Genomic DNA, 20,037 nt, shown 5'->3' with positions numbered 1-20,037 from the left:
TTTGCCTTCGGGCGTCTGGCCGCTGCGCGGAGGTGTATGATGATGAATGTTGTTGGGCAGGCAAGCAGATGCCGCTCAGGCTGTACAGATTGAGGTAAGTTGGATGAGCACAGGAACGAGCAGTCAGGATGCCCCCTTTGGGACATTATTGGGCTATGCCCCCGGTGGTGTAGCCATCTATTCTTCAGATTACAGCTCCCTTGACCCACGGGACTATGCCGACGACGCCGCGTTTCGCAGCTACATCGACAACGAGTATATGGGGCATAAATGGCAGTGCGTAGAGTTCGCCCGCCGTTTTTTGTTTCTTAACTATGGTGTTGTGTTTACCGATGTCGGTATGGCGTGGGAGATCTTCTCACTGCGTTTCCTGCGCGAAGTGGTAAACGACAATATCCTGCCGCTGCAGGCCTTTCCTAACGGTTCGCCTCGCGCGCCGGTCGCTGGGGCGCTGTTAATCTGGCAAAAGGGCGGTGAATTTAACGAGACCGGTCATGTGGCGATTATCACCCAGTTGCTGGAGGATAAGATCCGTATCGCCGAGCAGAACGTCATCCACACGCCGCTCCCTCCCGGCCAGCAGTGGACGCGCGAGCTGGAGATGGTGGTAGAAAAGGGTCATTACACGCTGAAAGATACCTTCGACGATACCACGATTCTGGGGTGGATGATCCAGACTGACGACACGCAGCACAGCCTGCCGCAGCCGGGGAATGCCAATGACTCACTGAAGATCCGCGGCGCGCGTCTGGCGGAGAAAGGCCAGTTCGACGGCAAATGGCTGGATGAACGCGATCCGCTGCAAAAGGCGTATGTGGCCGCTAACGGACACGTGATAAATCAGGATCCGTACCAGTATTTCACCATCACCGAGAGCGCCGAGCAGGAGCTGATTAAAGCGACCAACGAACTGCATCTGATGTATCTTCATGCCACCGACAAGGTGCTGAAAGATGACAATCTGCTGGCGCTGTTCGATATCCCCAAAATTCTCTGGCCGCGTTTACGTTTGTCCTGGCAGCGTCGCCGTCATCATATGATCACCGGTCGTATGGATTTTTGCATGGATGAACGCGGGCTGAAGGTTTACGAGTACAACGCGGATTCCGCCTCCTGCCATACCGAGGCGGGGCTGATTCTTGAACGTTGGGCTGAACAGGGCTATACGGGACAGGGCCATAATCCCGCCGAAGGGCTGATCAATGAACTGGCCGGGGCGTGGAAACACAGCCATGCGCGGCCTTTCGTGCATATCATGCAGGATAAAGACATTGAGGAAAATTACCACGCCCAGTTTATGCAGCAGGCGCTGCGCCAGGCCGGGTTTGAAAGCAAAATCCTGCGCGGGCTGGATGAGTTGCGCTGGGACGACGCGGGGCAACTGATTGACGGTGACGATCGCCTGGTGAACTGCGTCTGGAAAACGTGGGCCTGGGAAACAGCGATTGAGCAGATTCGCGAAGTCAGTGAAACCGAATACGCCGCTGTGCCGATCCGCACCGGGCATACCAATCAGGACGTCCGCCTGATAGACGTCCTGCTGCGCCCGGAGGTGCTGGTGTTTGAACCACTGTGGACAGTGATCCCCGGAAACAAAGCGATCCTGCCGATTCTGTGGCAACTGTTCCCGCATCATCGCTATCTGCTGGACACCGATTTCACAGTGAACGACGAACTGGCGCAAACCGGTTATGCGGTGAAACCGATTGCCGGACGCTGCGGCAGCAATATCGATCTGGTCAGTCATCAGGAAGAACTGCTGGATAAAACCAGCGGGAAATTCGCCGAGCAGAAGAACATTTATCAGCAACTGTGGTGTCTGCCAAACGTCGCCGGGAAGTACATTCAGGTCTGCACGTTTACTGTTGGCGGCAACTACGGCGGCACCTGCCTGCGCGGCGACGAGTCGTTGGTCATTAAAAAAGAGAGCGATATCGAACCGCTGATTGTCGTGAAAGAATAGACGCTTACAGACCTGCGATGTGACGGCAGGCCTCAATACGGTAAGCGCTACATAAATCTAAACCCGCCTTCGGGCGGGCTTTTTACATCGTGAAGCCGCCGCCGGCGCGGCGTTATTCTGCAACAACCAGGATAAAGAGGCGTTCCCCAGGGGCAGGAATATCAGAGAGAGTTAAGGCTATTTTTAAAAAGAGACTTCTTCATCAATTTTTTAAACCTATACGGGAGAAATAGTTCTTAATCGTGTCTTGCTGGTATATTCATCATCGTTTTAAATTTTGATTTATTATTTATGCAATAAATGTTTCATCTGCAGAAATAATTCTCTTTTGCCAGCTTCTTTTGTAGGTATATAATTATTGGGATTTTTCAGGGAAATAATACACGAATTCAGATCCAGATGAGGGAGCATGCACTATGAATACCCGGTCAGCAATATTTTTATGTGTGGTCGCATTCCTGCTGGCGGGTTGTGCGCCACGCTCCTCCATCGATGCGAAGAAAACGGGGCTGCGGGCGGAGAGCGGCGTCAATAAAAATGCTTCAGCACAGCTGCTGTCGGACAAGGATATTTTTGGTAACGAAACCACATTGGCGGTGTCCGAAGAGGATATCCAGGCGGCGCTGGAAGAGGATGAGTTTCGTGTACCGCTGAATTCCTCTGTTATTCTCGTACAGTCCGGTAGCCGCGCGCCAGAAACGGCGATGCAGCAAGAAATGGGGAAATATTATACTGTCGCGACCTTTTCCGGGATTCCGGACAGGCAAAAAGTGATTTCCTGCAATAAAAATGAGAACGGCGATGTGGTTGCCAGTGAGAATATGAACTGGATGCAGGCACTGCGTTACGTCGGCGCGAAGGGGCATCAGAAAGCGATCGTTGTTTATCAGGATACATTGCAGTCCGGTAAATACGATCCCACAACCAAAACGACGACGTGGTCGGACTATAAAAATGAGAAGCTGACGGATGCGGCTTCGCTGCGTTTCCTGGTGCGTTTTACGCTCGTGGATGTGGCGACAGGAGGCTGGTCCACCTGGACGCCAGTCAACTATGAAGAGGCTGTTCTTCCCTTGCTGACGAGTAATAGCGGCACAGCTACCACGGAGCAACAAATTACTCAGCTTAAACAAAAAACCTATGCAACAGCGGTTAAAGATTTGGTGAGCCGGTATCAGTAAATCAACTCTACATCAGACGTTGAATTATGGCGACGATCAGAAAAATTATCAGTAGGACGGAGTGTTCTCGTACTGAATCGAATCCATAGCCACGAGGGAAAAATGTCGAATAGGTATATATTTTTAGAAATGCAAGATGCAATATGATTATTTAGCGCCTCTCGGTAAGTGATAATATTATTATTAATATCACAGTGGTTATTGATGAGTATAATAACGAAAAAGAACATCCACTTTTTGAAACTTCGATCACTGACAATGTTGTTGTTTTATCACTATTTGGCGATTTTAATGAACAAAAGATAATAAGAGAAAGAGTTACTTACGCATTTCATAAAAATAAAATATTCATGGTTTTGTAGAGGAATAAATAAAAATCTCCGTTCAGTACACTAAACTAAATATCCCGTCTTTGACCCCTTTAACTGACTGTTTAACCTGATAAAGTTCATCCTGCCATTCCTGAACCTCGTTACGTCCGCCATCAACACAATACACCCGTCCATAATCCTCACCGTCAGTCCGCGTCCGGTCTCAGATCCCGCCTCTGCCAACCAGTCGCCCCTAAGGTGCACGCTGGGGCTGCGCGAATATCCGGTGGGGACTTTGATTTTACGGTTGGTGCGGGAAATACCGACATAACCGTCTTTAAGACGGCGATACTCACCCCCGATGGGGGAGTAAATGCGCTATGAGTAACCGGTATGCAGAAACCGTTTAACCAGAGCAACGACGGCTGAAACCGGGAAGCTGGTAGCGGCAGGTCATCCGCGAGCACCTGGAATGGGACGTTCGGGGCCAGACGGTGCGGCCGTGCTCGACACCAGAGGCAGGATCGTCTACCGGGTGGGGTCAGTCCAGTGGACCCTCATGAACTTTGCAAACCTCTTTCAGAGCCCACTATAAGCACGGATTAAAAACGTAATTTCTCATAGGCACATGATTTGTTCATGTAAGATATTTCTGATATAAATAGGCGTCTTATTGTTAAGGTTATTAGTGGTAATTATCTTAATTGCATTAATTTTATTTACCAATAAGTCAAAGGGACATTAAGGCATAAACTTAAAACGGAACAGAGCATCATGCTTAGAAAACTCTCTTTTATCGTCCTGCTATCTTCGGGGAATGCGCTCGCTGCTGAAGCTGTCTGTAGCTCCACCGACGGGAAACAACTAACCTGTAGCGGCGAGCAAGGACTTTTTACCAATATTGACAACACCCTTAACTCATATCAAAGCGTTACTATTGATACTACAACAAATGACAAAGGCTATGGATTAGACTTCCGTCAAACTGTCCATCATTTAACGCCAGATAACATAAACATTACCACTACTGGAAAATACTCTGACGGTATTATAGGGCGGATAGCCACGACGACAATTGATGGCAACCTGAATATTAAAACGTATGGTGAATATTCCTCCGGTATATTATTGCAGGAGTTTGAATACGCCAATGTAACCATCGCTGGCGACATGGAAATTTATACACGCCATGGCATGGGGATCGCCGCTGAACTTACTCTGGGCAATAATAAAAACAATCTATTAACCGCCGGAGATAATATTTCCGTTGTCACAGAAGGCGCAGGAAATAACTTAAGACGGGGTGCCGGATATGGAATCTATGCCGGCTCTGCATACTATTTAAACAGTTTGGGATTTATTCCCGATCACCATACGGCCCGTATCATGCTGGGTAACAATGTATCTGTACAAACCAGCGGCGATGAAGCCCATGGGGTGTATGCGAACAAAACAGGAATGATACAGGTTGGTGACATCTCCGTTCTTACCCGGGGTGAGCAGGCGGCGGGCCTGAAAGCGGAGGATGGCAACAAATATGCACCACCGGGACAACGTTTACTCAGAGCCCGAACTGAAAGTTATGAAGGCGGAAAAATATTTCTGACACGTAACGTTAATATCGATGTGGAAGGCGCCGGAAGTTACGCCATGCATTCGACCGGGTTTGGATCTTACATCGGTTCTTCCTGGCTTGGCGGGCAGCAGTCCAGAGGGACCTATATCGTCAATGGTAACCTGTTGGCTGAAACATTAGGGGTGATTGATTTACGGATGACCCATGGTTCAGTATTTACCGGCACCGCCGATTCTAAACAGCTGAATACTGATAATTCCCTGAATACCGTGGATAATGGCTATATTTATCTGGATATGTCCAGAACCAGCAGTATCTGGAATATGACCGGGGACTCGGTGGTTACCCGTCTGGATTTGAATGATGCGAATTTAACCTATGCTGCCCCCACCCAGCATTCATCATTTACACCTAAATTCCTGCACGTGATCGAGGATTATTCCGGTAATAATGGCATTCTGACGCTTAATACTGTTCTTGGCGGTGATGACTCTCCGACTGATAAACTGTATGTTCATGGCGATGTAGAAGCTGGTAACACTCAGGTCAGTATAAATAATATTGGCGGCCAGGGTGACCTGACGAATCAGGGCATTGAAATAGTCAATGTGGGGGGCCAGTCCATCGGCACCTTCACAAAATATGGTCGTATCGTTGCCGGCGCTTATGATTATGATGTTGTCCGTAAAGGCGAGAACTGGTATCTGGTGAGTGGCCTGCCGGAACCAACACCTGAACCAACACCAGAGCCGACGCCGAAACCAACACCGGAACCAACGCCGGAGCCAATCCCGACTCCGAAGCCAACACCGAATCCTTCCCCGATAGTTCGTCCGGAAGGAGGAGAATATGTGGCTAACATTATGGGGTCTAATACCTTATTCCTGCATAGACTGCACGATCGCGTAGGTGAGCCACATTATGTCGGATCCGTTTCAGATAACAGAGAAAAAGTTACGGGTATGTGGATACGAAACGTCGGAGGACATACTCGTTTCAAAGACAGCAGTGGGCAAATCAACACCCAGGCGAACCGTTATGTTCTCCAGTTAGGTGGGGATATTGTGCAATGGAGCAGTGACGGTAAAGACAGATATCACCTCGGTATTATGGGCGGATACGCCAACCAGAAAAGTAACTCGCATAATAAATTCAGCCATTACTACAGCGAAGGGAGTGTAAACGGCTACAGCGCAGGTATTTACGGAACATGGCTGGAAAATAACGCCGAGAAGACGGGGGGGTATGTTGATACCTGGCTTCTGTATAACTGGTTTGACAATACCGTAAGCGGCAATTCCCTGGCTTCCGAAGACTATAAATCGAAGGGCTTCACTGCATCGGTTGAGTCTGGTTACACATGGAAACTTGGCGAGAAAAATCATCGGGAAAGCTATTTTGTTCAGTCTGTTGCACAACTGACATGGATGGGCGTTAAAGCTGACTCTTTCACGGAGAAAAACGGAACGCGCGTTGAAAGTGAAGGTGATGGAAATATCCAGACCCGACTGGGGACCCGTTTGTTTATCAAAGGTCATAGTCAGCTTGATGAGGGTAAACAGCGAATTTTCGAACCGTTCATCGAAGCCAACTGGATCCACAACACACGCGATTTTGGCGTATCAATGGGTGGAGTGGATGTCAAACAGGCAGGAGCGCGTAACATTGCTGAGCTGAAAACCGGTGTAGAAAGCCAGATCAACCGCAATGTAAATCTGTGGGGGAATGTTGCACAACAGATTGGCGACAAGGGCTACAGTGATACCAGCGCCATGCTGGGACTTAAAGTCAATTTCTAAACCTACCTGAAAAACAGCGCCAGGCATAGTGCCTGGCGCTGTATCTCGATGCGGTACTGTGTTGTGGAGTGGCACAGTAAATTTGGCCACCCGTTTAAAGGTGATATTCTCGTCTCAACACAAAACGGGTGACTTAATGGACAAGAAAACCCGGCATACCTTCACTCCGGAGTTCAGTCTGAAAGTTTGCAGGCGTAGCATAATAATTCTCCCTGAGGAAAATGAAATAGTGCTGGATGGGTGTCACCTGGGTGGCGGGCGAAGTGGGATGATTTATTTCGTCAGTATCAATTTGCCGGAATGCGTCTGGCGTAGTTGATAGTGTTCGCTATTGTACGCAATTCATACCGGGCCCTCGTCGCCGGATAACGTTTTGCTGTTGATCAGATGTTTCACGGGGGAAGGACGCGACGAAACGCGATGTGTTGTCAGAGCGGCTGATGTGTTGCTCAGTCCTGGCGCATTTATTATGGAACTGATAATCAACTTGGTAGCGAGAAGCATTATCAAGATAAGCGAGAATGCACCAGGCGATTTTGTTTAGAAAAAAGGCGGCTGGATCAATTTTTTATATTCCGTGGTGCCACGGTTTGTCCGGGAAGGGGCTGGTCAGGTAATCATTCTTCTTTACGTCCGTTTTCTTTCATGCGTATCAACACCGTGTTGTTTTAATACTGATTCATCTTATCAGGGAGATTATTGGCGGAGACGAAAACGTGTTATCTATATGTCAGATAAAAACAGAGCAATTTAAATCTCTATCTCTTTACCGAGATCGTATTCTATTAACGTCCATTTAACAGGAGAACCCTGATAATAGGGAAGCATTTCTCCCTTTTTTAAATTTACCACGGCCGAAACGACGGTGCTGGAGAGCTGCCAGTAGCCACTTTGTGGGCTGAGCTGGCCGCTGTTGCGAATGATGCCAAGCGGCTTGCGGCGGGAATCGTCTTGTTGAAGTGAAGAAGAGAGCACCGAAAGAGTGTAATTACTGCTATCAATTTTCATAACATAACTTCCAACAAAGAATACATATGACGTATAAGCGACCGTCGGGGGCGATTGCTTAAGCTGATGGCATTATTATTTATCGCTGGAATTAACTTATGCGACTTATTGCAAATAAACGCTGTTTTCGCCAAAATGGGCGACCTTTTTGGTTAAAGAATACGCAAAATGACCTGCCGCCTGATTAATTGTTTGCTCCTGACCCTTTCGCTTTTCACCAGCAGCGCGTTTGCGGTGAACTGTTTGCGCGCCTCGACGCCGCTGGAAAACACCATTTGCGGCAACGATAATTTGCACTGGCTGGACAGCACGATGAGCGTGATTTACCGTACAATGCTGGTAAAAAGCGGTAACCATGACGTGCAGCAGCGTTACGCGGAGTGGGAGTCATCGCTGAAAAACTGTACGACGGATACCTGCATTGAACGCGCTTATTACGAAGGGATCAGCACCATTTCGGACGTAGCGCCCGATTTTGACTGGGAAGGGCGCTGGTGGAACGTCAGCGTCTCCAATATGAGCGGCGGCACCATTCAGTTTAGCCGCAGCGCGGAGTGGTCGGTCACAACGGACATTCGCGTCTGGTCAGGACGGAACAAGGATGAATTTGCGGCGGAGGCCCGCAAACTTTACGGTATGGCGCTGGTGGAGCGTATCGCGGATACCAATAACTGCCGGTTACTGTTTATTCCGCGCAAGAGCGGCGCGATTCAGGTCTTCAGCAATGCGGACTGGAGCTGTGGGCTCTCAATGCCGAGCGGTGCGTTTATTGACGGGCGCTATGAGCGTGCCGACAGCGATCCGCGGCCAAAAGCGACGCTGCTGTCGCTGGCGATTTTCTCTGATCCGAAGATGGATGAACGTTTTCGCACGCTGGTAGGAAGCGACTACCAAAAGTTTGTCGACACGGCCAATGTTTATATGTATCAGGAAGATACCGACAATATCGGCGCGACGGTGGTCTCTATGTGGGTGCGGGGCGCCGCCAATAACCAGACGGCGATCATCATGTACACGAAAAGCGACATCTGGGCGGCGAGAGTTTATCCGAATGAGAAAGGTAAGCTACAGCTGCAATATTTCAGCACGAAAGGGAACGATCCGCGCACCATGACCCGGACTATCGCCGAGTGGAAGCTGCGTTTTCTGGATAAATAAAGCCGGATAAGCGAAACGCCATCAGGCTTTATTACCTACGGATGACTCTCTCTTTAAGAGCGGGTCAGGAGGGAGGGGAAACGATACGCACAAATGCCCTTTACCCCAGCGTACCCACCACGTTCAAATCTGTGTCATCCGGCACTTCATTATAAGAAAGCACATGTAGCCCATTGGCGAAGAGGCGTCCATAACGGGCGATCACCGGTCGCAGTTGCGGCGTCACCAGCAGCAACGGCGGCAGGCTTTTCGCTTTCATCTGCTCGTAGACCATCGGCATGGTGTTTTGTAGCTGCGTCAGAATATTCGGGTCGACCGGGAAGCTGTCCAGCGCCACTTTTCCCGCCTGCTGCGCCTGGGTGAGCGCGCCAAGCAGCATATTCTCCAGTTCATTATCGATGGTATAGGCCACCAGTTGGGGCCGGTCCGCGTTAATGCTGTGCACAATCGCGCGGCGCAGGGCAAAGCGCACGTCGGCGGTGAGCAGAACCGGATCTTTGGTCACGGCTGAACTTTCCAGCAGCGTGGAAGCGATCGTCACAATATCCTTCAGCGACACCTGCTCCAGCAGAAGTTGGCGGTAGATCCGCAGCAGTTGGCTGTAGTTCAGCGCCGCGTTGAGATCTTCCGCCAGCTTAGGCGCCTGCTGGGCCAAACGGGCGTGAAGATGCGTAATATCATCATAGTTAAACAGCTCCGGCAGATGCTCGCGGGCGACCTTATTAACGTGGGTCGCCACCACGCTGGCGCAGTCCACCACCTGATAGCCCAGATTCAGCGCTTTGGATTTTTGCTCCGGGTCGATCCAGACGATCGCCATGCCGTAAGCCGGGTCGGTATCCAGCACACCGTCTATCTCGCCATACAGCTCCGCGCCGGGGATCGCCATCAGCTTATCCGCGTGGACTTCGCCCAGTGAGGTGCGGATCCCGTTGATATGAATGGCGTATTGCGCGGGCTTAAGGCGGAAGTTTTCCCGCACGCGAATTTCCGGCAGCAGCACGCCGCAGTGTTCGGAAATGACCTGCCGCACGCCGCGAATACGCTGGGTAAGCGGGCTGCCTTTAGACTCATCCACCATCATTACCAGCTTATAGCCGAGATTGAGGCCAATCGGTTCCACCAACGGAATATTCTCCCAGGTGATCGATGGCGTTTCATCCGGCGTGAGCGCCTCTGAAATGGCGTCCATATCGCTTTCTGGCTGTGCGGGCTGCACCACTTTGCTCTGTCGCCAGGCGGCGAATAACAGCAGCGCCGTGAAGCTCAGGAAGGCGATGTGGGGCATGCCCGGCACGATGGCAAGAATAAACATCACGAACGCGGCGGTGTAGAGTACTTTCGGCTTCGAGAGCAACTGGGCTTTAATCTCGTCGCTGACGTCGTTGCCTTCGCTGACGCGGGTCACGATAATCGCCGCGGCGGTTGCCAGCAGCAGCGACGGGATCTGCGCCACCAGGCCGTCACCGATAGTCAGCAGAACGTACTGACGGAACGCGTGGGTGGCGTCGAGATCGTATTTAAAGATACCGATGCAGATCCCGCCGATCACGTTGATGATCAGTACCATGATCCCGGCGATGGCGTCGCCGCGTACAAACTTCGAGGCCCCGTCCATCGAGCCGTAGAAATCGGCCTCTTTCGCCACTTCCTGGCGGCGGGTGCGTGCCTGCTGCTGATTGATTAACCCGGCGTTGAGATCGGCGTCGATCGCCATTTGTTTACCCGGCAGGGCATCGAGGGTGAAGCGCGCGGAGACTTCAGAAATACGCTCCGCACCCTTAGTGACGACCACAAAGTTGATGATCATCAGGATGATAAATACCACGAAGCCGACCACGAAATCGCCGCCGATCACCACCTGGCCGAAGGCTTCAATCACCTTACCGGCCGCGCCTTCCCCTTCATGACCGTGCAGTAACACCACGCGCGTTGATGCCACGTTGAGGGTGAGGCGCATCAGGGTGGTGATAAGCAACAGGGTCGGGAAAATGGCAAAGTCCAGCGGACGCTGCATATTGACCGACACGAGCAGCACAATCACCGCCAGTACGATGTTGAAGGTGAAGAAGATATCCAGCATCAGCGGCGACAGCGGCAGAATAACCATTGCCAGCACGCAGAGAAGCAAGATAGGCACGCCAACGTGCCACTGACGGAGCACGCTGAGCGCGTTGCGCAATTTACTGTTCGCCATTGGCTTTTAAGACCTCCTGAGGAATGTTTATCTGCCTGTTCAGACGGGGTTTTTGCTCAACGTTGCCTGCGCGCCACGATTTCAGCTGCATCACATAGGTCAGAACGTGGGCGATAGCGCGGAAAAGCTGCGCCGGTATTTGCTGGTTAACGCGCGTGGTGTAGTAAACCGCGCGCGCCAGCGGAGGAAACTCCACCACTTCAATGTCGTGGCTGGCGGCGACTTCACGGATCCACAACGCCACGTCGTCGATGCCTTTGGCGACGATGTAAGGCGCTTCCGCCTTTTGTGGATCGTATTTCAGCGCCACCGCGTAGTGGGTCGGGTTGGTGATAATCACATCCGCCGTCGGGACGGTTCGGCTGATCTGCCCCATCGCCATCTGGCGCTGCAACTGGCGAATACGGCCTTTGATCTGCGGGTTACCGTCGTTGTTTTTATGCTCCTCTTTCACTTCCTGTTTGGTCATGCGCATCTTTTTGGTGAACATGAACTTACTCAGGGGAACGTCAAGCAAAGCAAAGATGACAATAACCGCGACAAAATAGCTGACAACGTGATGGAAAATATCGAAACCCTGCATGATCGCCTGGCGTAAATAAAGGCGCTGAAGATGCAGCAGCCCGTCCATGGAGTCGTGCACCATCATGTAGAGAACGCTGAGAATAATGCCGCATTTGAGCAGCATCTTGCCGACATCCAGATAGTGGCTGGCGGAAAAAAGCCGCTTTACGCCGCTGATGGGCGACAGTTTTTTGATGTCGGGTTTCAGCTTTATCGGCGTAAAAATCCAGCCGCCAGGGATCAGGCTGGCGACCATGCACGCCAGCGGAATCGGGAGCAGGGTGGCGATAAAACGCAGCAGTATCCAGACGTTCAGCAGCAGAAACTGATTAAGCGCTCCCGGATCGTCGATTTTCGAACCCATCTGGCCGACGGCGATAAACGACTCCCCGACCAGCTGGCGGTAGTAGGGCAGGAACGCCGCGAGGGTGAAAAATGATGCCACCAGACCGACGGCCATCGTCAGGTCTTTCGAGCGCGGGATATCGCCCTTTTCGCGCGCTTTGCGCAGCTTCCCGAGGGTGGGTTTTTCGCTTTTATCGCCACCGGAAGAGGCCATTAGTGCACCCTTATGGCGTCGAGTTTCGCCAGAATTTCAGTGGTCAGGTTGAGATAGTGGTCAGGAATATTCGTGACCAGCATTGAAATGCAAAGCAACCCGAACAGCATGCTGATCGGGAAGCCGAGCGAAAACAGGTTCAGCGTAGGCGACACGCGGTTCAGCAGTCCAAAACCGCCCTGAACTATCAGCATCACAAAAGTGGTCGGTAGAGCGATAAGCGTGGCGGAGGCCATGATCCAGCCGAGGCCCTGGGCGATCAGGGTCAGTGTAGGGTTGTTGATAGCCTGGCCGATGGGCCAGTAGCTGAAGCCCTTATACAAAATCGTCACCATCAGCAGATGGCCATCCATAACGAAAAAAAGCAGGCCGCAGAACACGTAGATAATTTGTGAAATCACGGTGGTGGAGTTGCCGTTGATCGGGTCGTTCATCATCGCCATCCCGAGCCCCATATTCATAGACAGAATATGTCCGGCGGTTTGCAGGGCGACAAACACCAGTTGGAGGGCGCTGGCGAAAAGAATGCCCCACAGTAACTGCTCGCTAATCAGCAAAATGGTGCGTATCGACAGCAGTTCGCTCAACAGTACGTTGTTTGGCAGCATAGGGGTGATAATGACGGACAGCGCCAGCGCAGTGGCGATTTTAATCCGGCGGGAAAACGCTTTGTTATCCAGCACGGGGGCGAACTGAAGAAACGCCAGAATACGGATGAAGGGCAGCACCAGCGCCATTAATGGCGTAAGCAGCGCCTGAATATCGATTCCCATTGCGGTTTAGCCTACCAGCCCCGCCGCCTGGTGAAAGATCTGCGTGGTAAAGTCCACCAACTGCGTCAGCATCCACTTTCCGGCAAAAATCAGCACCCCCAGCGTCACCACCAGGCGCGGCAGAAAGCTCAGCGTCTGTTCGTTAATCTGCGTGGTGGCCTGAAAAATACTGACGCACAGCCCGACAATCAGGCTGGGTACAATCGCGACGGCGGAGATCAACAGCACCAGATGAATGCCGGAGGCCATGATGTCTCCGGCGGTATCCATATTCATCATCGTTATAACCCCTGCACGCTGGAGGTCAGCGTGCCGACAATCAGCGTCCAGCCGTCGCAAAGCACGAACAGCATCAGCTTAAAGGGCAGCGAAACGATCAGCGGCGACAGCATCATCATCCCCATCGCCATGAGAATACTGGCGACGATCAGGTCGATAACCAGGAAGGGGATGTAGATCATGAAACCTATCTGGAAAGCGGTTTTCAGTTCGCTCAGCAGGTACGCGGGCGTTACCACCGTTAAATCCTGTTCGCGGGCATCACCTTCGATACCCGCGATGCTCATCATCTGCGCCATCGCCTTATTGTTGGTTTGCGCCAGCATATATTTTTTCAGCGGGGCTTCCGCCTTTGCCAGCGCCTGCTTCAGCGTGATTTCATCGTTCTGGAACGGGGTGATGGCGTCCGTATAGATGGTCGTCCATACCGGGCGCATCACCAGCAGCGTCAGTGCCAGTGCGATACCGGTCAGGATTTTGTTGGGTGGGCTCTGCTGTAGCCCCAGCGCCTGGCGCAAAATCGCCAGGACGATAATAAAGCGGGTGAAACAGGTCATCATCAGCACCATGATCGGCAGCAGGCCGAGCAGGGTCATCAGGATCAGGATCTCAATTTTGACGTTGTAATCCTGGCCTGTCTGCGTCGTTGCGGTGCTAAAGAGGGTGACATCACCGTTTGCCGCCAGTACGGGCTGGGCAAACAGCAAACCCAGGAGCAGCAACAGGGCGATGCCGCTGCGGTAAAACGACTGATTCATCGCGTCAACTCACCAAGCTCTTTGGCGTTAAACTCGATAATGCGCAGCCCATATTTATCGTTCAGCACCACCACTTCAGCTTTGCCGAACAGAATGCCGTTAACCTTGATATCCAGCGGCTCGCCTGCCATTTTGTCCAGTTCGATGACGGAATCGCTATTGACCGTCATCAGCTCTGCCAGCGAAATATCGACGGAGGCGACTTCCAGCGTCAGTGTGACCGGAATACGGCGGAACAGGGCCATTTTACGCATGTCGGTCATCGGCGCGCTGCGCGTTTCCGACTGCAAATCAAGACGGATATTGCCTTCGACGGTGGCTTCCTGCGGCATATCGCTGAGGTTCAGATCGTCAAGATCGAGAGACTGACTCAGTTCGTGTTGCAAATCACTCATAGTGTTTCTCGGTTGTTTTGTCATAGATATCGCACAGGAACAACTTGCTGCGATCTTCTGCAATTGCGGCTTCAAAAATTTGTTCTTTACCGATAAAAACCGGTAACGGTTCATTTACGGCGATAGGGATGATGTCGCCAGGTTTGATGTCGGCGATCTGCGCGACCGTCAGGTTAAGGCTGGCCAGACGGCCATTCAGCTTCAACGGCAGCGTATCGAAAAGACGCTCGATTTGTGCCGGGCTCAGCGGTGCGCTTTGCACGCTGCTCTGGCTGGCTTCGGGTGTACGCAGCGACGCCAGCATCTGATCGACATGATGATGGTCGAGGAGCACGGTAAAGCTGCCGTGGTCATACCCTTCGAGCGTAAAGGTAATACACCATGACCATTGGCTAATGACCGTGGAATAATCGATTTTAATATCGAGATTTTCCCCGAAGGTTTCTTTGCTGATAATTAATGACGTTAATTCCTGGCCCAGTTTACTTTTCAGGCGTTCTTCGGTTTTGGTCACCGGCAATGTGTCGTCGGGCGCGACATGATTACTGTCTTTGCTCAACCCATAATAATCATGAAGAATATTCAGCAGTAAAATACGGTCAATGACAAACGCAATATTACCGTAGGGTGTTGAGAATATTTGCGCGTTTTTATAGTTTTGGTCTATCGCGAACGTCATGGTCTTTAACGCCGCATTGACGCGGAGCTTCTTCAGAAAATAGATGCTCAGTCTGGCGTCAAGGATGTCAAAGCAGTCATTCATCAGCTTTGGCAGTTTATGCCATGGGCGACCGAGCTTGCTGATCTCTGGTTTGATGAGATCGGGCAAATCATCGTGCTTATGGATTCTGATTCGCTGTGAGACAGGGTACATGATTATTCCGGGTTAATAGTAATGGTCAATCGAGTAATAACGCTCGTTATTAATCTGAATGGCGCTATCTACAAAAAAATCGTGGAAGCATTTGAGTTTTTACAATCTCGTGTCGCTCTACTACAACATCGGGGAAACTTCGCGAGGTGCAGACTTACACTCCATTCATCAGGAAGAGGATTAGACAATTACAGGCTTTTATTTGCAATAGGTAATGGGTTATTAATCCATTATTTATCTGCGATTATATTGATTAATAACTTTTATAAGTTATTGTTTTTAAATGATTAATATTTTAATACCCATTAAAAAAAAGACAATTCTGAGTCCGTGGGTATACTGCACTCACTTTCATAAATTATGCCCTTTTATGAAAGATTAACATCCTACTTATTTTTATTAACATTTCGTTTTTCGCCTTGTTGTGCGTGCTACGGATAATATTCTGTGGCGATGTGTTTAATAAAAGTAGAGTGGGGTATCTTTTATTTGTTCTTTCTGTTGGTACTCCTGATGAGCATTATCATTGACCGTGAAGAGCGCAATGAAAACGGCTTTATTGCTGTTTCCCCTGCCAGCGTTAACGTAATGTCGTTAGCCCGCCGTGTTGCAAACTATAATGTTTCAGTTCTCATTACTGGCGAAACGGGAACAGGTAAAGAGTGTGTTGCGAAATACATTCATGAACACGCCTGTGGCAGCGAGGCTCCTTATGTGGGGGTTAACTGTGCGGCGATTCCGGAAAGTATGCTGGAAGCCATTTTATTCGGTTATGAAAAAGGCGCATTTACCGGCGCGGTAGCCAGCGTGGCGGGTAAATTTGAGCAGGCCAACGGCGGCACGCTGCTGCTGGATGAAATTGGCGACATGCCGCTGGCGCTGCAGGCGAAATTACTGCGCGTATTACAGGAGCAGGAAGTCGAACGTCTTGGCAGCCATAAACGCATTCCGCTGGATATTCGTTTAATTGCTTCCACAAATAAAGATTTGCAGCAGGAAATTGCGGAAGGCCGTTTCCGCCAGGATCTCTTTTACCGTATTTCGGTGGTGCCGATTCATATTACGCCGCTGCGTGAACGTAAGCAGGACATTCTGCCGCTGGCGCAGCGCTTTATCGCCAAATACCGCGCTTTTCACAAGGGGAGCTTACGCCTTGGCGATGATGCGCGTAAGGCGTTGCTGGGCTACGACTGGCCGGGCAATGTGCGAGAGCTGGAAAACGTGATTCAGCGCGGCATGATTTTATGCAATGGCGAAGAGGTCAGCGCCGCTGATTTCGGTCTGGTTGCGCGGGTGATGCTGCCGGAAACCCCGGCCATCGACATGATGCCCGCTTACCGCGAGCAGGAGAGTGCGGGCGCATCGGCGATCCGTGACGTCAAGCTGCATGGCCGTCTGGCGGAATACCAGTACATCATCGACTTGCTGAAGCGCCATAAAGGCAATAAATCAAAGACCGCCGAATTTTTAGGCATCACCCCCCGCGCCCTGCGTTATCGCCTCGCTTCGATGCGTGATGAAGGCATCGACCTTGAATGTGACTCCTGAGGCCAGGAAGGATTGAGTAATGGATGAAATACGAGCAACAGGCATGAACCCGACGCAGACGGAGATACTGAGCCGGATGCAGCACACCGCCGCGCTGGCCTCTGCCAGCGGACTGGATGCGCACGCGTCGGTACAGCCCGCCAGCAGCGCGTTCGCGGCCAGAGAACCGCTTTCTTTTGGTCAGGTTCTTAATAACGCTATCGATAATGTTGATGCCATTCAGCACAGCGCGGGCGCAAAACAGAAAGCGATTGATATGGGTCAGAGCGATGATTTAGCCGGTGCAATGATCGAAAGTCAAAAGGCCAGTGTGGCTTTCTCGGCCATGATGCAGGTGCGCAATAAGCTCACCAGTGCGCTGGACGAAGTGATGAATACTCCGCTCTAAGGTTTTAATCGTGTTAAACAAGATCAAATCTCGTCTTCCCGCCGTTTCACTGCCTTCCGGCCTGAATAAAACGCAACTGCTGGCTATCGTCGGTGGCGTGGTACTGACGCTCGGCATCGTGCTTTCCCTGTGGAACCGCAATCAGGGCTATGTGGCGCTTTATGGTTCGCAAGAGCATCTCCCGGTCTCTCAGGTGGTGGAGGTGTTGGGGGCGGAAACCATTCCTTACCGTATTAACCCGGACAACGGCCAGATCCTGGTCAGCGAAAGCAAACTCTCTCAGGCGCGTATGGCGTTGGCGGCGAAGGGCATCAGTGCGCTCACGCCGGAGGGCTATGAGCTGATGGACAAAGAAGAGATGCTGGGCAGCAGCCAGTTTATTCAGAACGTGCGCTACAAGCGCAGCATGGAGGGTGAGCTGGCGAAAAGCATTATGGCGCTGGAAGCGGTGGAAAATGCCCGCGTGCATCTTGGGATCAGCGAAGCGAGCTCATTCGTGCTGGCGAACAAACCGGGCAGCAGCGCCTCGGTGATGGTGCAGCTACGCTACGGCAAAAAGCTGGATGATGCGCAGGTTGCTTCTATCGTTCAACTGGTTTCCGGCAGCGTGCCCGGCATGTTGCCAACGAATGTCCGCGTGGTAGACCAGGCGGGGAATCTGCTCTCGGCCGGCATCGACGGGCCGGATGGCGCGCTGGCGGGTAAGGGGCCGGGCAGCGATGTGGTGCAGCGCATCCGCGCCGATACCAGCCAGAACATCGCCAGCCTGCTGACCTCTCTGGTCGGCGCGGGCAACTTTCGCATCAGCGTTGCGCCGGACGTCAACCTGAGCCGCGTGGAAGAGACGCAGGAGCGCCTTGGGAAAGAGCCGCTCGTCAGCGATGAGCAGGTCACACAGGAAAACACCACCAACGAAATGGCGTTCGGCATTCCGGGCTCCCTGAGCAATCGCCCGGTGAACCAGGCGCCGCAGGCTGCGGCAAATCAGGCGGCGGGCGTACAGCCTGACGCGAACGCGGCGAACGGCGACAGCGCCGACCCGCGTTCGCTCTCCAGCCGCAGCCAGCAGCAGCGTAAATACGCCTTTGACCGCGATATTCGCCATATCCGCCACCCTGGCTACAAGCTGGAAAAAATGAGCGTCGCCGTGGCGCTGAACAAGTCGGCACCGGCGCTGGCGAAAATGACTCCGGAACAGCTGGCCTCTATGACGCGTCTGGTGGAGAGCGCCGCCGGTATCGAAAAATCGCGCGGCGATGTCCTGACGATGGACGTGCTGGCCTTTACCGCGCCGGAAGGAAATGTCATGCCGGAGCTGAAGTGGTGGCAGGACCCGTCCATGCAGTACTGGGGGCAGAATGGCGGCATTGGCCTGCTGGCGCTGTTAACCCTGCTGTTTGGCGTGCGTCCGCTGGCGCAGCGCTTTGGCCGCCGTGAACGGGTCGCCATCGAGAAAGAAGCAGAACCAGAGAACATTCTGCTGAGCCATGAGGGAGTGATGGCGGAAGACGGCCTGTCGAATGGCCTGCCGAAAGTGGGCTTCCATAATGACGATCATCTGCCGCCGCAGAGCTCCGGTCTGGAAGCGAAAGTCGAATATCTCCAGGTGCTGGCGCAGAGTGAAACCGAGCGTGTAGCGGACGTACTGAAACAATGGATCAACAGCAATGAGCGAAGCAACAGTAAACCGGAATAATCATAGCAGCGACGGGGCAGCCGGGCGCAGCCGCCTGGAGCAGGCGGCAATCCTCCTGTTGAGCGTGGGTGAAGAGGCCGCCGCTCAGGTGATGAGAAAAATGGATCGTGAAGAGGTGGTGCTGCTCAGCGAAACCATGGCGCGTTTACATGATGTAAAGGTAAACCAGGCGCGCCAGGCGATGAACAACTTCTTCTCGGATTACCGCGAGCAGAGCGGGATCAACGGTGCGTCGCGCACCTATCTGCGCAGCATTCTGGAAAAAGCGCTGGGTGGCGAAATTGCCCGCAGCGTGATTAACGGCATCTATGGCGATGAGATCCGCTACCGCATGGCGCGCCTGCAGTGGGTGGATATTCCGCAGCTGGCGGCGCTGATTGAGCAGGAGCACCTGCAGTTGCAGGCAGTTTTCCTCGCCTTCCTGCCGCCGGATATCGCTGCCAGCGTGCTGAATGTTCTGCCGCGCGAACGCCAGGATGAGATTATCTACCGCATCGCACGCCTCGATGATATTAACCGCGATGTGATCGACGAACTCGACCGCTTAATCGATCGCGGCGTGGCGGTGCTCTCTGAACATGGCTCAAAAGTGATCGGCATTAAGCACGCCGCCAACATTGTCAACCGTATTCCGAGCAACCAGCAGATCCTGTTGGATCAGCTGCGCGAGCGCGACGAGAAGGTGGTCGACGATCTGAAAGATGAGATGTATGAGTTCTATATCCTCAGTCGCCAGACGCAGGTGACCTTGCAGTATTTGCTGGATGAAATCCCGCTGGAGGACTGGGCTGTGGCGCTGAAAGGCACCGAGCCGGTTCTGCGCCAGGCGATTTTCAACGTTATGCCTAAGCGTCAGGTGACGCTGCTGCAAAATACCACTTCGCGTCTCGGGCCGGTGCCGGTCAGTCGCATTGAGCAGGTGCGCAAAGAGATCATGCAGGTGGTGCGTCAGCTCGCCGAAGAGGGCGAAATCCAGGTGCAGCTGTTTGCCGAGCAGACGGTGGAGTAAG

General features: G+C 52.3%; 18 protein-coding genes. 8 read left to right on the top strand and 10 right to left on the bottom strand.

Going from position 1 to position 20,037, the window contains the following annotated elements; all coding sequences use genetic code 11:
- The first annotated feature begins 103 nt into the window (after window positions 1-103).
- Both gss and CSE01S_RS13045 read left to right on the top strand, forming a co-directional pair.
- On the top strand, window positions 104-1,963 hold the full coding sequence (gene gss / locus CSE01S_RS13050; protein ID WP_042289165.1) for a bifunctional glutathionylspermidine amidase/synthase: 1,860 nt from the start codon (window positions 104-106) through the stop codon (window positions 1,961-1,963).
- 416 nt (window positions 1,964-2,379) lie between these two features.
- Window positions 2,380-3,144 (top strand): lipoprotein YafT, encoded by a 765-nt coding sequence (locus tag CSE01S_RS13045; RefSeq protein WP_042289163.1) that lies wholly within the window; start codon window positions 2,380-2,382, stop codon window positions 3,142-3,144.
- 392 nt (window positions 3,145-3,536) lie between these two features.
- Here the strand turns inward: CSE01S_RS13045 and CSE01S_RS22370 are convergent, their stop codons facing one another.
- Entirely contained in the window at window positions 3,537-3,755 is a 219-nt protein-coding gene (locus tag CSE01S_RS22370) for a SymE family type I addiction module toxin (RefSeq protein WP_316244975.1), read from the bottom strand.
- Window positions 3,756-4,229: 474 nt separating this feature from the next.
- On the opposite strand from CSE01S_RS22370, the gene CSE01S_RS13040 reads away from it, so the two are divergent.
- A complete protein-coding gene (locus tag CSE01S_RS13040; RefSeq protein ID WP_042289161.1) occupies window positions 4,230-6,830 on the top strand; it encodes an autotransporter outer membrane beta-barrel domain-containing protein in 2,601 nt (866 codons plus the stop codon).
- 273 nt (window positions 6,831-7,103) lie between these two features.
- On the opposite strand, the gene hemP is transcribed toward CSE01S_RS13040, so the two are convergent.
- Entirely contained in the window at window positions 7,104-7,172 is a 69-nt protein-coding gene (gene hemP, locus CSE01S_RS23620) for a hemin uptake protein HemP (protein WP_072014999.1), read from the bottom strand.
- A 408-nt stretch (window positions 7,173-7,580) separates the two neighbouring features.
- The gene (locus CSE01S_RS23105; RefSeq protein ID WP_131729050.1) at window positions 7,581-7,838 is read right to left on the bottom strand and encodes a hypothetical protein; all 258 of its coding nucleotides are present in this window, start codon (window positions 7,836-7,838) and stop codon (window positions 7,581-7,583) included.
- 168 nt (window positions 7,839-8,006) lie between these two features.
- On the opposite strand from CSE01S_RS23105, the gene CSE01S_RS13035 reads away from it, so the two are divergent.
- Window positions 8,007-8,996, top strand: a complete 990-nt coding sequence (locus CSE01S_RS13035; protein WP_042289159.1) for a lysozyme inhibitor LprI family protein — start codon at window positions 8,007-8,009, stop codon at window positions 8,994-8,996.
- 100 nt (window positions 8,997-9,096) lie between these two features.
- Here the strand turns inward: CSE01S_RS13035 and CSE01S_RS13030 are convergent, their stop codons facing one another.
- Genes CSE01S_RS13030 through CSE01S_RS13000 form a run of 7 tightly spaced genes read right to left on the bottom strand, consistent with a single transcriptional unit; the run spans window position 9,097 to window position 15,395 of the window.
- Entirely contained in the window at window positions 9,097-11,193 is a 2,097-nt protein-coding gene (locus tag CSE01S_RS13030; RefSeq protein ID WP_042289157.1) for a flagellar biosynthesis protein FlhA, read from the bottom strand.
- On the bottom strand, window positions 11,180-12,316 hold the full coding sequence (flhB, locus tag CSE01S_RS13025) for a flagellar biosynthesis protein FlhB (RefSeq protein WP_042289156.1): 1,137 nt from the start codon (window positions 12,314-12,316) through the stop codon (window positions 11,180-11,182). Before flhB ends, CSE01S_RS13030 begins: the two co-directional genes overlap by 14 nt.
- Entirely contained in the window at window positions 12,316-13,089 is a 774-nt protein-coding gene (fliR, locus tag CSE01S_RS13020) for a flagellar biosynthetic protein FliR (RefSeq protein WP_042289153.1), read from the bottom strand. The genes flhB and fliR overlap by 1 nt, the downstream gene beginning before the upstream one ends.
- Before the next feature lie 6 nt (window positions 13,090-13,095).
- Complete coding sequence (fliQ, locus tag CSE01S_RS13015) at window positions 13,096-13,368, bottom strand: flagellar biosynthesis protein FliQ (RefSeq protein ID WP_042289150.1); 273 nt, start codon at window positions 13,366-13,368, stop codon at window positions 13,096-13,098.
- Between the two features lie 2 nt (window positions 13,369-13,370).
- Window positions 13,371-14,126: a flagellar type III secretion system pore protein FliP gene (fliP, locus tag CSE01S_RS13010; RefSeq protein ID WP_042289147.1), complete on the bottom strand. Its 756-nt coding sequence runs from the start codon at window positions 14,124-14,126 to the stop codon at window positions 13,371-13,373.
- Window positions 14,123-14,521: a flagellar motor switch protein FliN gene (fliN, locus tag CSE01S_RS13005; RefSeq protein WP_042289145.1), complete on the bottom strand. Its 399-nt coding sequence runs from the start codon at window positions 14,519-14,521 to the stop codon at window positions 14,123-14,125. Before fliN ends, fliP begins: the two co-directional genes overlap by 4 nt.
- Window positions 14,514-15,395, bottom strand: coding sequence for a flagellar motor switch protein FliM (locus tag CSE01S_RS13000; RefSeq protein WP_042289143.1), 882 nt, complete (start codon window positions 15,393-15,395; stop codon window positions 14,514-14,516). Before CSE01S_RS13000 ends, fliN begins: the two co-directional genes overlap by 8 nt.
- A 513-nt stretch (window positions 15,396-15,908) precedes the next feature.
- Here CSE01S_RS13000 and CSE01S_RS12995 point away from each other — a divergent pair.
- The 4 genes from CSE01S_RS12995 to CSE01S_RS12980 are packed head-to-tail and all read left to right on the top strand — an operon-like array spanning window position 15,909 to window position 20,036.
- Window positions 15,909-16,943, top strand: a complete 1,035-nt coding sequence (locus CSE01S_RS12995; protein WP_120714920.1) for a sigma-54 interaction domain-containing protein — start codon at window positions 15,909-15,911, stop codon at window positions 16,941-16,943.
- A gap of 19 nt (window positions 16,944-16,962) precedes the next feature.
- Window positions 16,963-17,331, top strand: coding sequence for a flagellar hook-basal body complex protein FliE (fliE, locus tag CSE01S_RS12990; RefSeq protein WP_042289139.1), 369 nt, complete (start codon window positions 16,963-16,965; stop codon window positions 17,329-17,331).
- Between the two features lie 10 nt (window positions 17,332-17,341).
- On the top strand, window positions 17,342-19,027 hold the full coding sequence (gene fliF / locus CSE01S_RS12985; protein ID WP_042289137.1) for a flagellar basal-body MS-ring/collar protein FliF: 1,686 nt from the start codon (window positions 17,342-17,344) through the stop codon (window positions 19,025-19,027).
- A complete protein-coding gene (locus tag CSE01S_RS12980) occupies window positions 18,999-20,036 on the top strand; it encodes a flagellar motor switch protein FliG (RefSeq protein WP_042289135.1) in 1,038 nt (345 codons plus the stop codon). The genes fliF and CSE01S_RS12980 overlap by 29 nt, the downstream gene beginning before the upstream one ends.
- The last annotated feature ends 1 nt before the right edge of the window (window position 20,037 follow it).

The sequence above is a fragment of the Citrobacter sedlakii NBRC 105722 genome, from assembly GCF_000759835.1.
GTDB classification, from domain to species: Bacteria; Pseudomonadota; Gammaproteobacteria; order Enterobacterales; family Enterobacteriaceae; genus Citrobacter_A; species Citrobacter_A sedlakii.
The sequence above is the reverse complement of the archived record's forward strand: the minus strand, read 5'-3'. Positions and strand labels throughout refer to the sequence as shown.

Excerpts from the sequence above, each read along its gene's own strand:
- gss (WP_042289165.1), top strand. The coding sequence starts at position 104 with ATGAGCACAGGAACGAGCAGTCAGGATGCCCCCTTTGGGACATTATTG.
- CSE01S_RS13045 (WP_042289163.1), top strand. The coding sequence starts at position 2,380 with ATGAATACCCGGTCAGCAATATTTTTATGTGTGGTCGCATTCCTGCTG.
- CSE01S_RS13040 (WP_042289161.1), top strand. The coding sequence starts at position 4,230 with ATGCTTAGAAAACTCTCTTTTATCGTCCTGCTATCTTCGGGGAATGCG.
- CSE01S_RS23105 (WP_131729050.1), bottom strand. The coding sequence starts at position 7,838 with ATGAAAATTGATAGCAGTAATTACACTCTTTCGGTGCTCTCTTCTTCA.
- CSE01S_RS13035 (WP_042289159.1), top strand. The coding sequence starts at position 8,007 with ATGACCTGCCGCCTGATTAATTGTTTGCTCCTGACCCTTTCGCTTTTC.
- CSE01S_RS13030 (WP_042289157.1), bottom strand. The coding sequence starts at position 11,193 with ATGGCGAACAGTAAATTGCGCAACGCGCTCAGCGTGCTCCGTCAGTGG.
- flhB (WP_042289156.1), bottom strand. The coding sequence starts at position 12,316 with ATGGCCTCTTCCGGTGGCGATAAAAGCGAAAAACCCACCCTCGGGAAG.
- fliR (WP_042289153.1), bottom strand. The coding sequence starts at position 13,089 with ATGGGAATCGATATTCAGGCGCTGCTTACGCCATTAATGGCGCTGGTG.
- fliQ (WP_042289150.1), bottom strand. The coding sequence starts at position 13,368 with ATGATGAATATGGATACCGCCGGAGACATCATGGCCTCCGGCATTCAT.
- fliP (WP_042289147.1), bottom strand. The coding sequence starts at position 14,126 with ATGAATCAGTCGTTTTACCGCAGCGGCATCGCCCTGTTGCTGCTCCTG.
- fliN (WP_042289145.1), bottom strand. The coding sequence starts at position 14,521 with ATGAGTGATTTGCAACACGAACTGAGTCAGTCTCTCGATCTTGACGAT.
- CSE01S_RS13000 (WP_042289143.1), bottom strand. The coding sequence starts at position 15,395 with ATGTACCCTGTCTCACAGCGAATCAGAATCCATAAGCACGATGATTTG.
- CSE01S_RS12995 (WP_120714920.1), top strand. The coding sequence starts at position 15,909 with ATGAGCATTATCATTGACCGTGAAGAGCGCAATGAAAACGGCTTTATT.
- fliE (WP_042289139.1), top strand. The coding sequence starts at position 16,963 with ATGGATGAAATACGAGCAACAGGCATGAACCCGACGCAGACGGAGATA.
- CSE01S_RS12980 (WP_042289135.1), top strand. The coding sequence starts at position 18,999 with ATGAGCGAAGCAACAGTAAACCGGAATAATCATAGCAGCGACGGGGCA.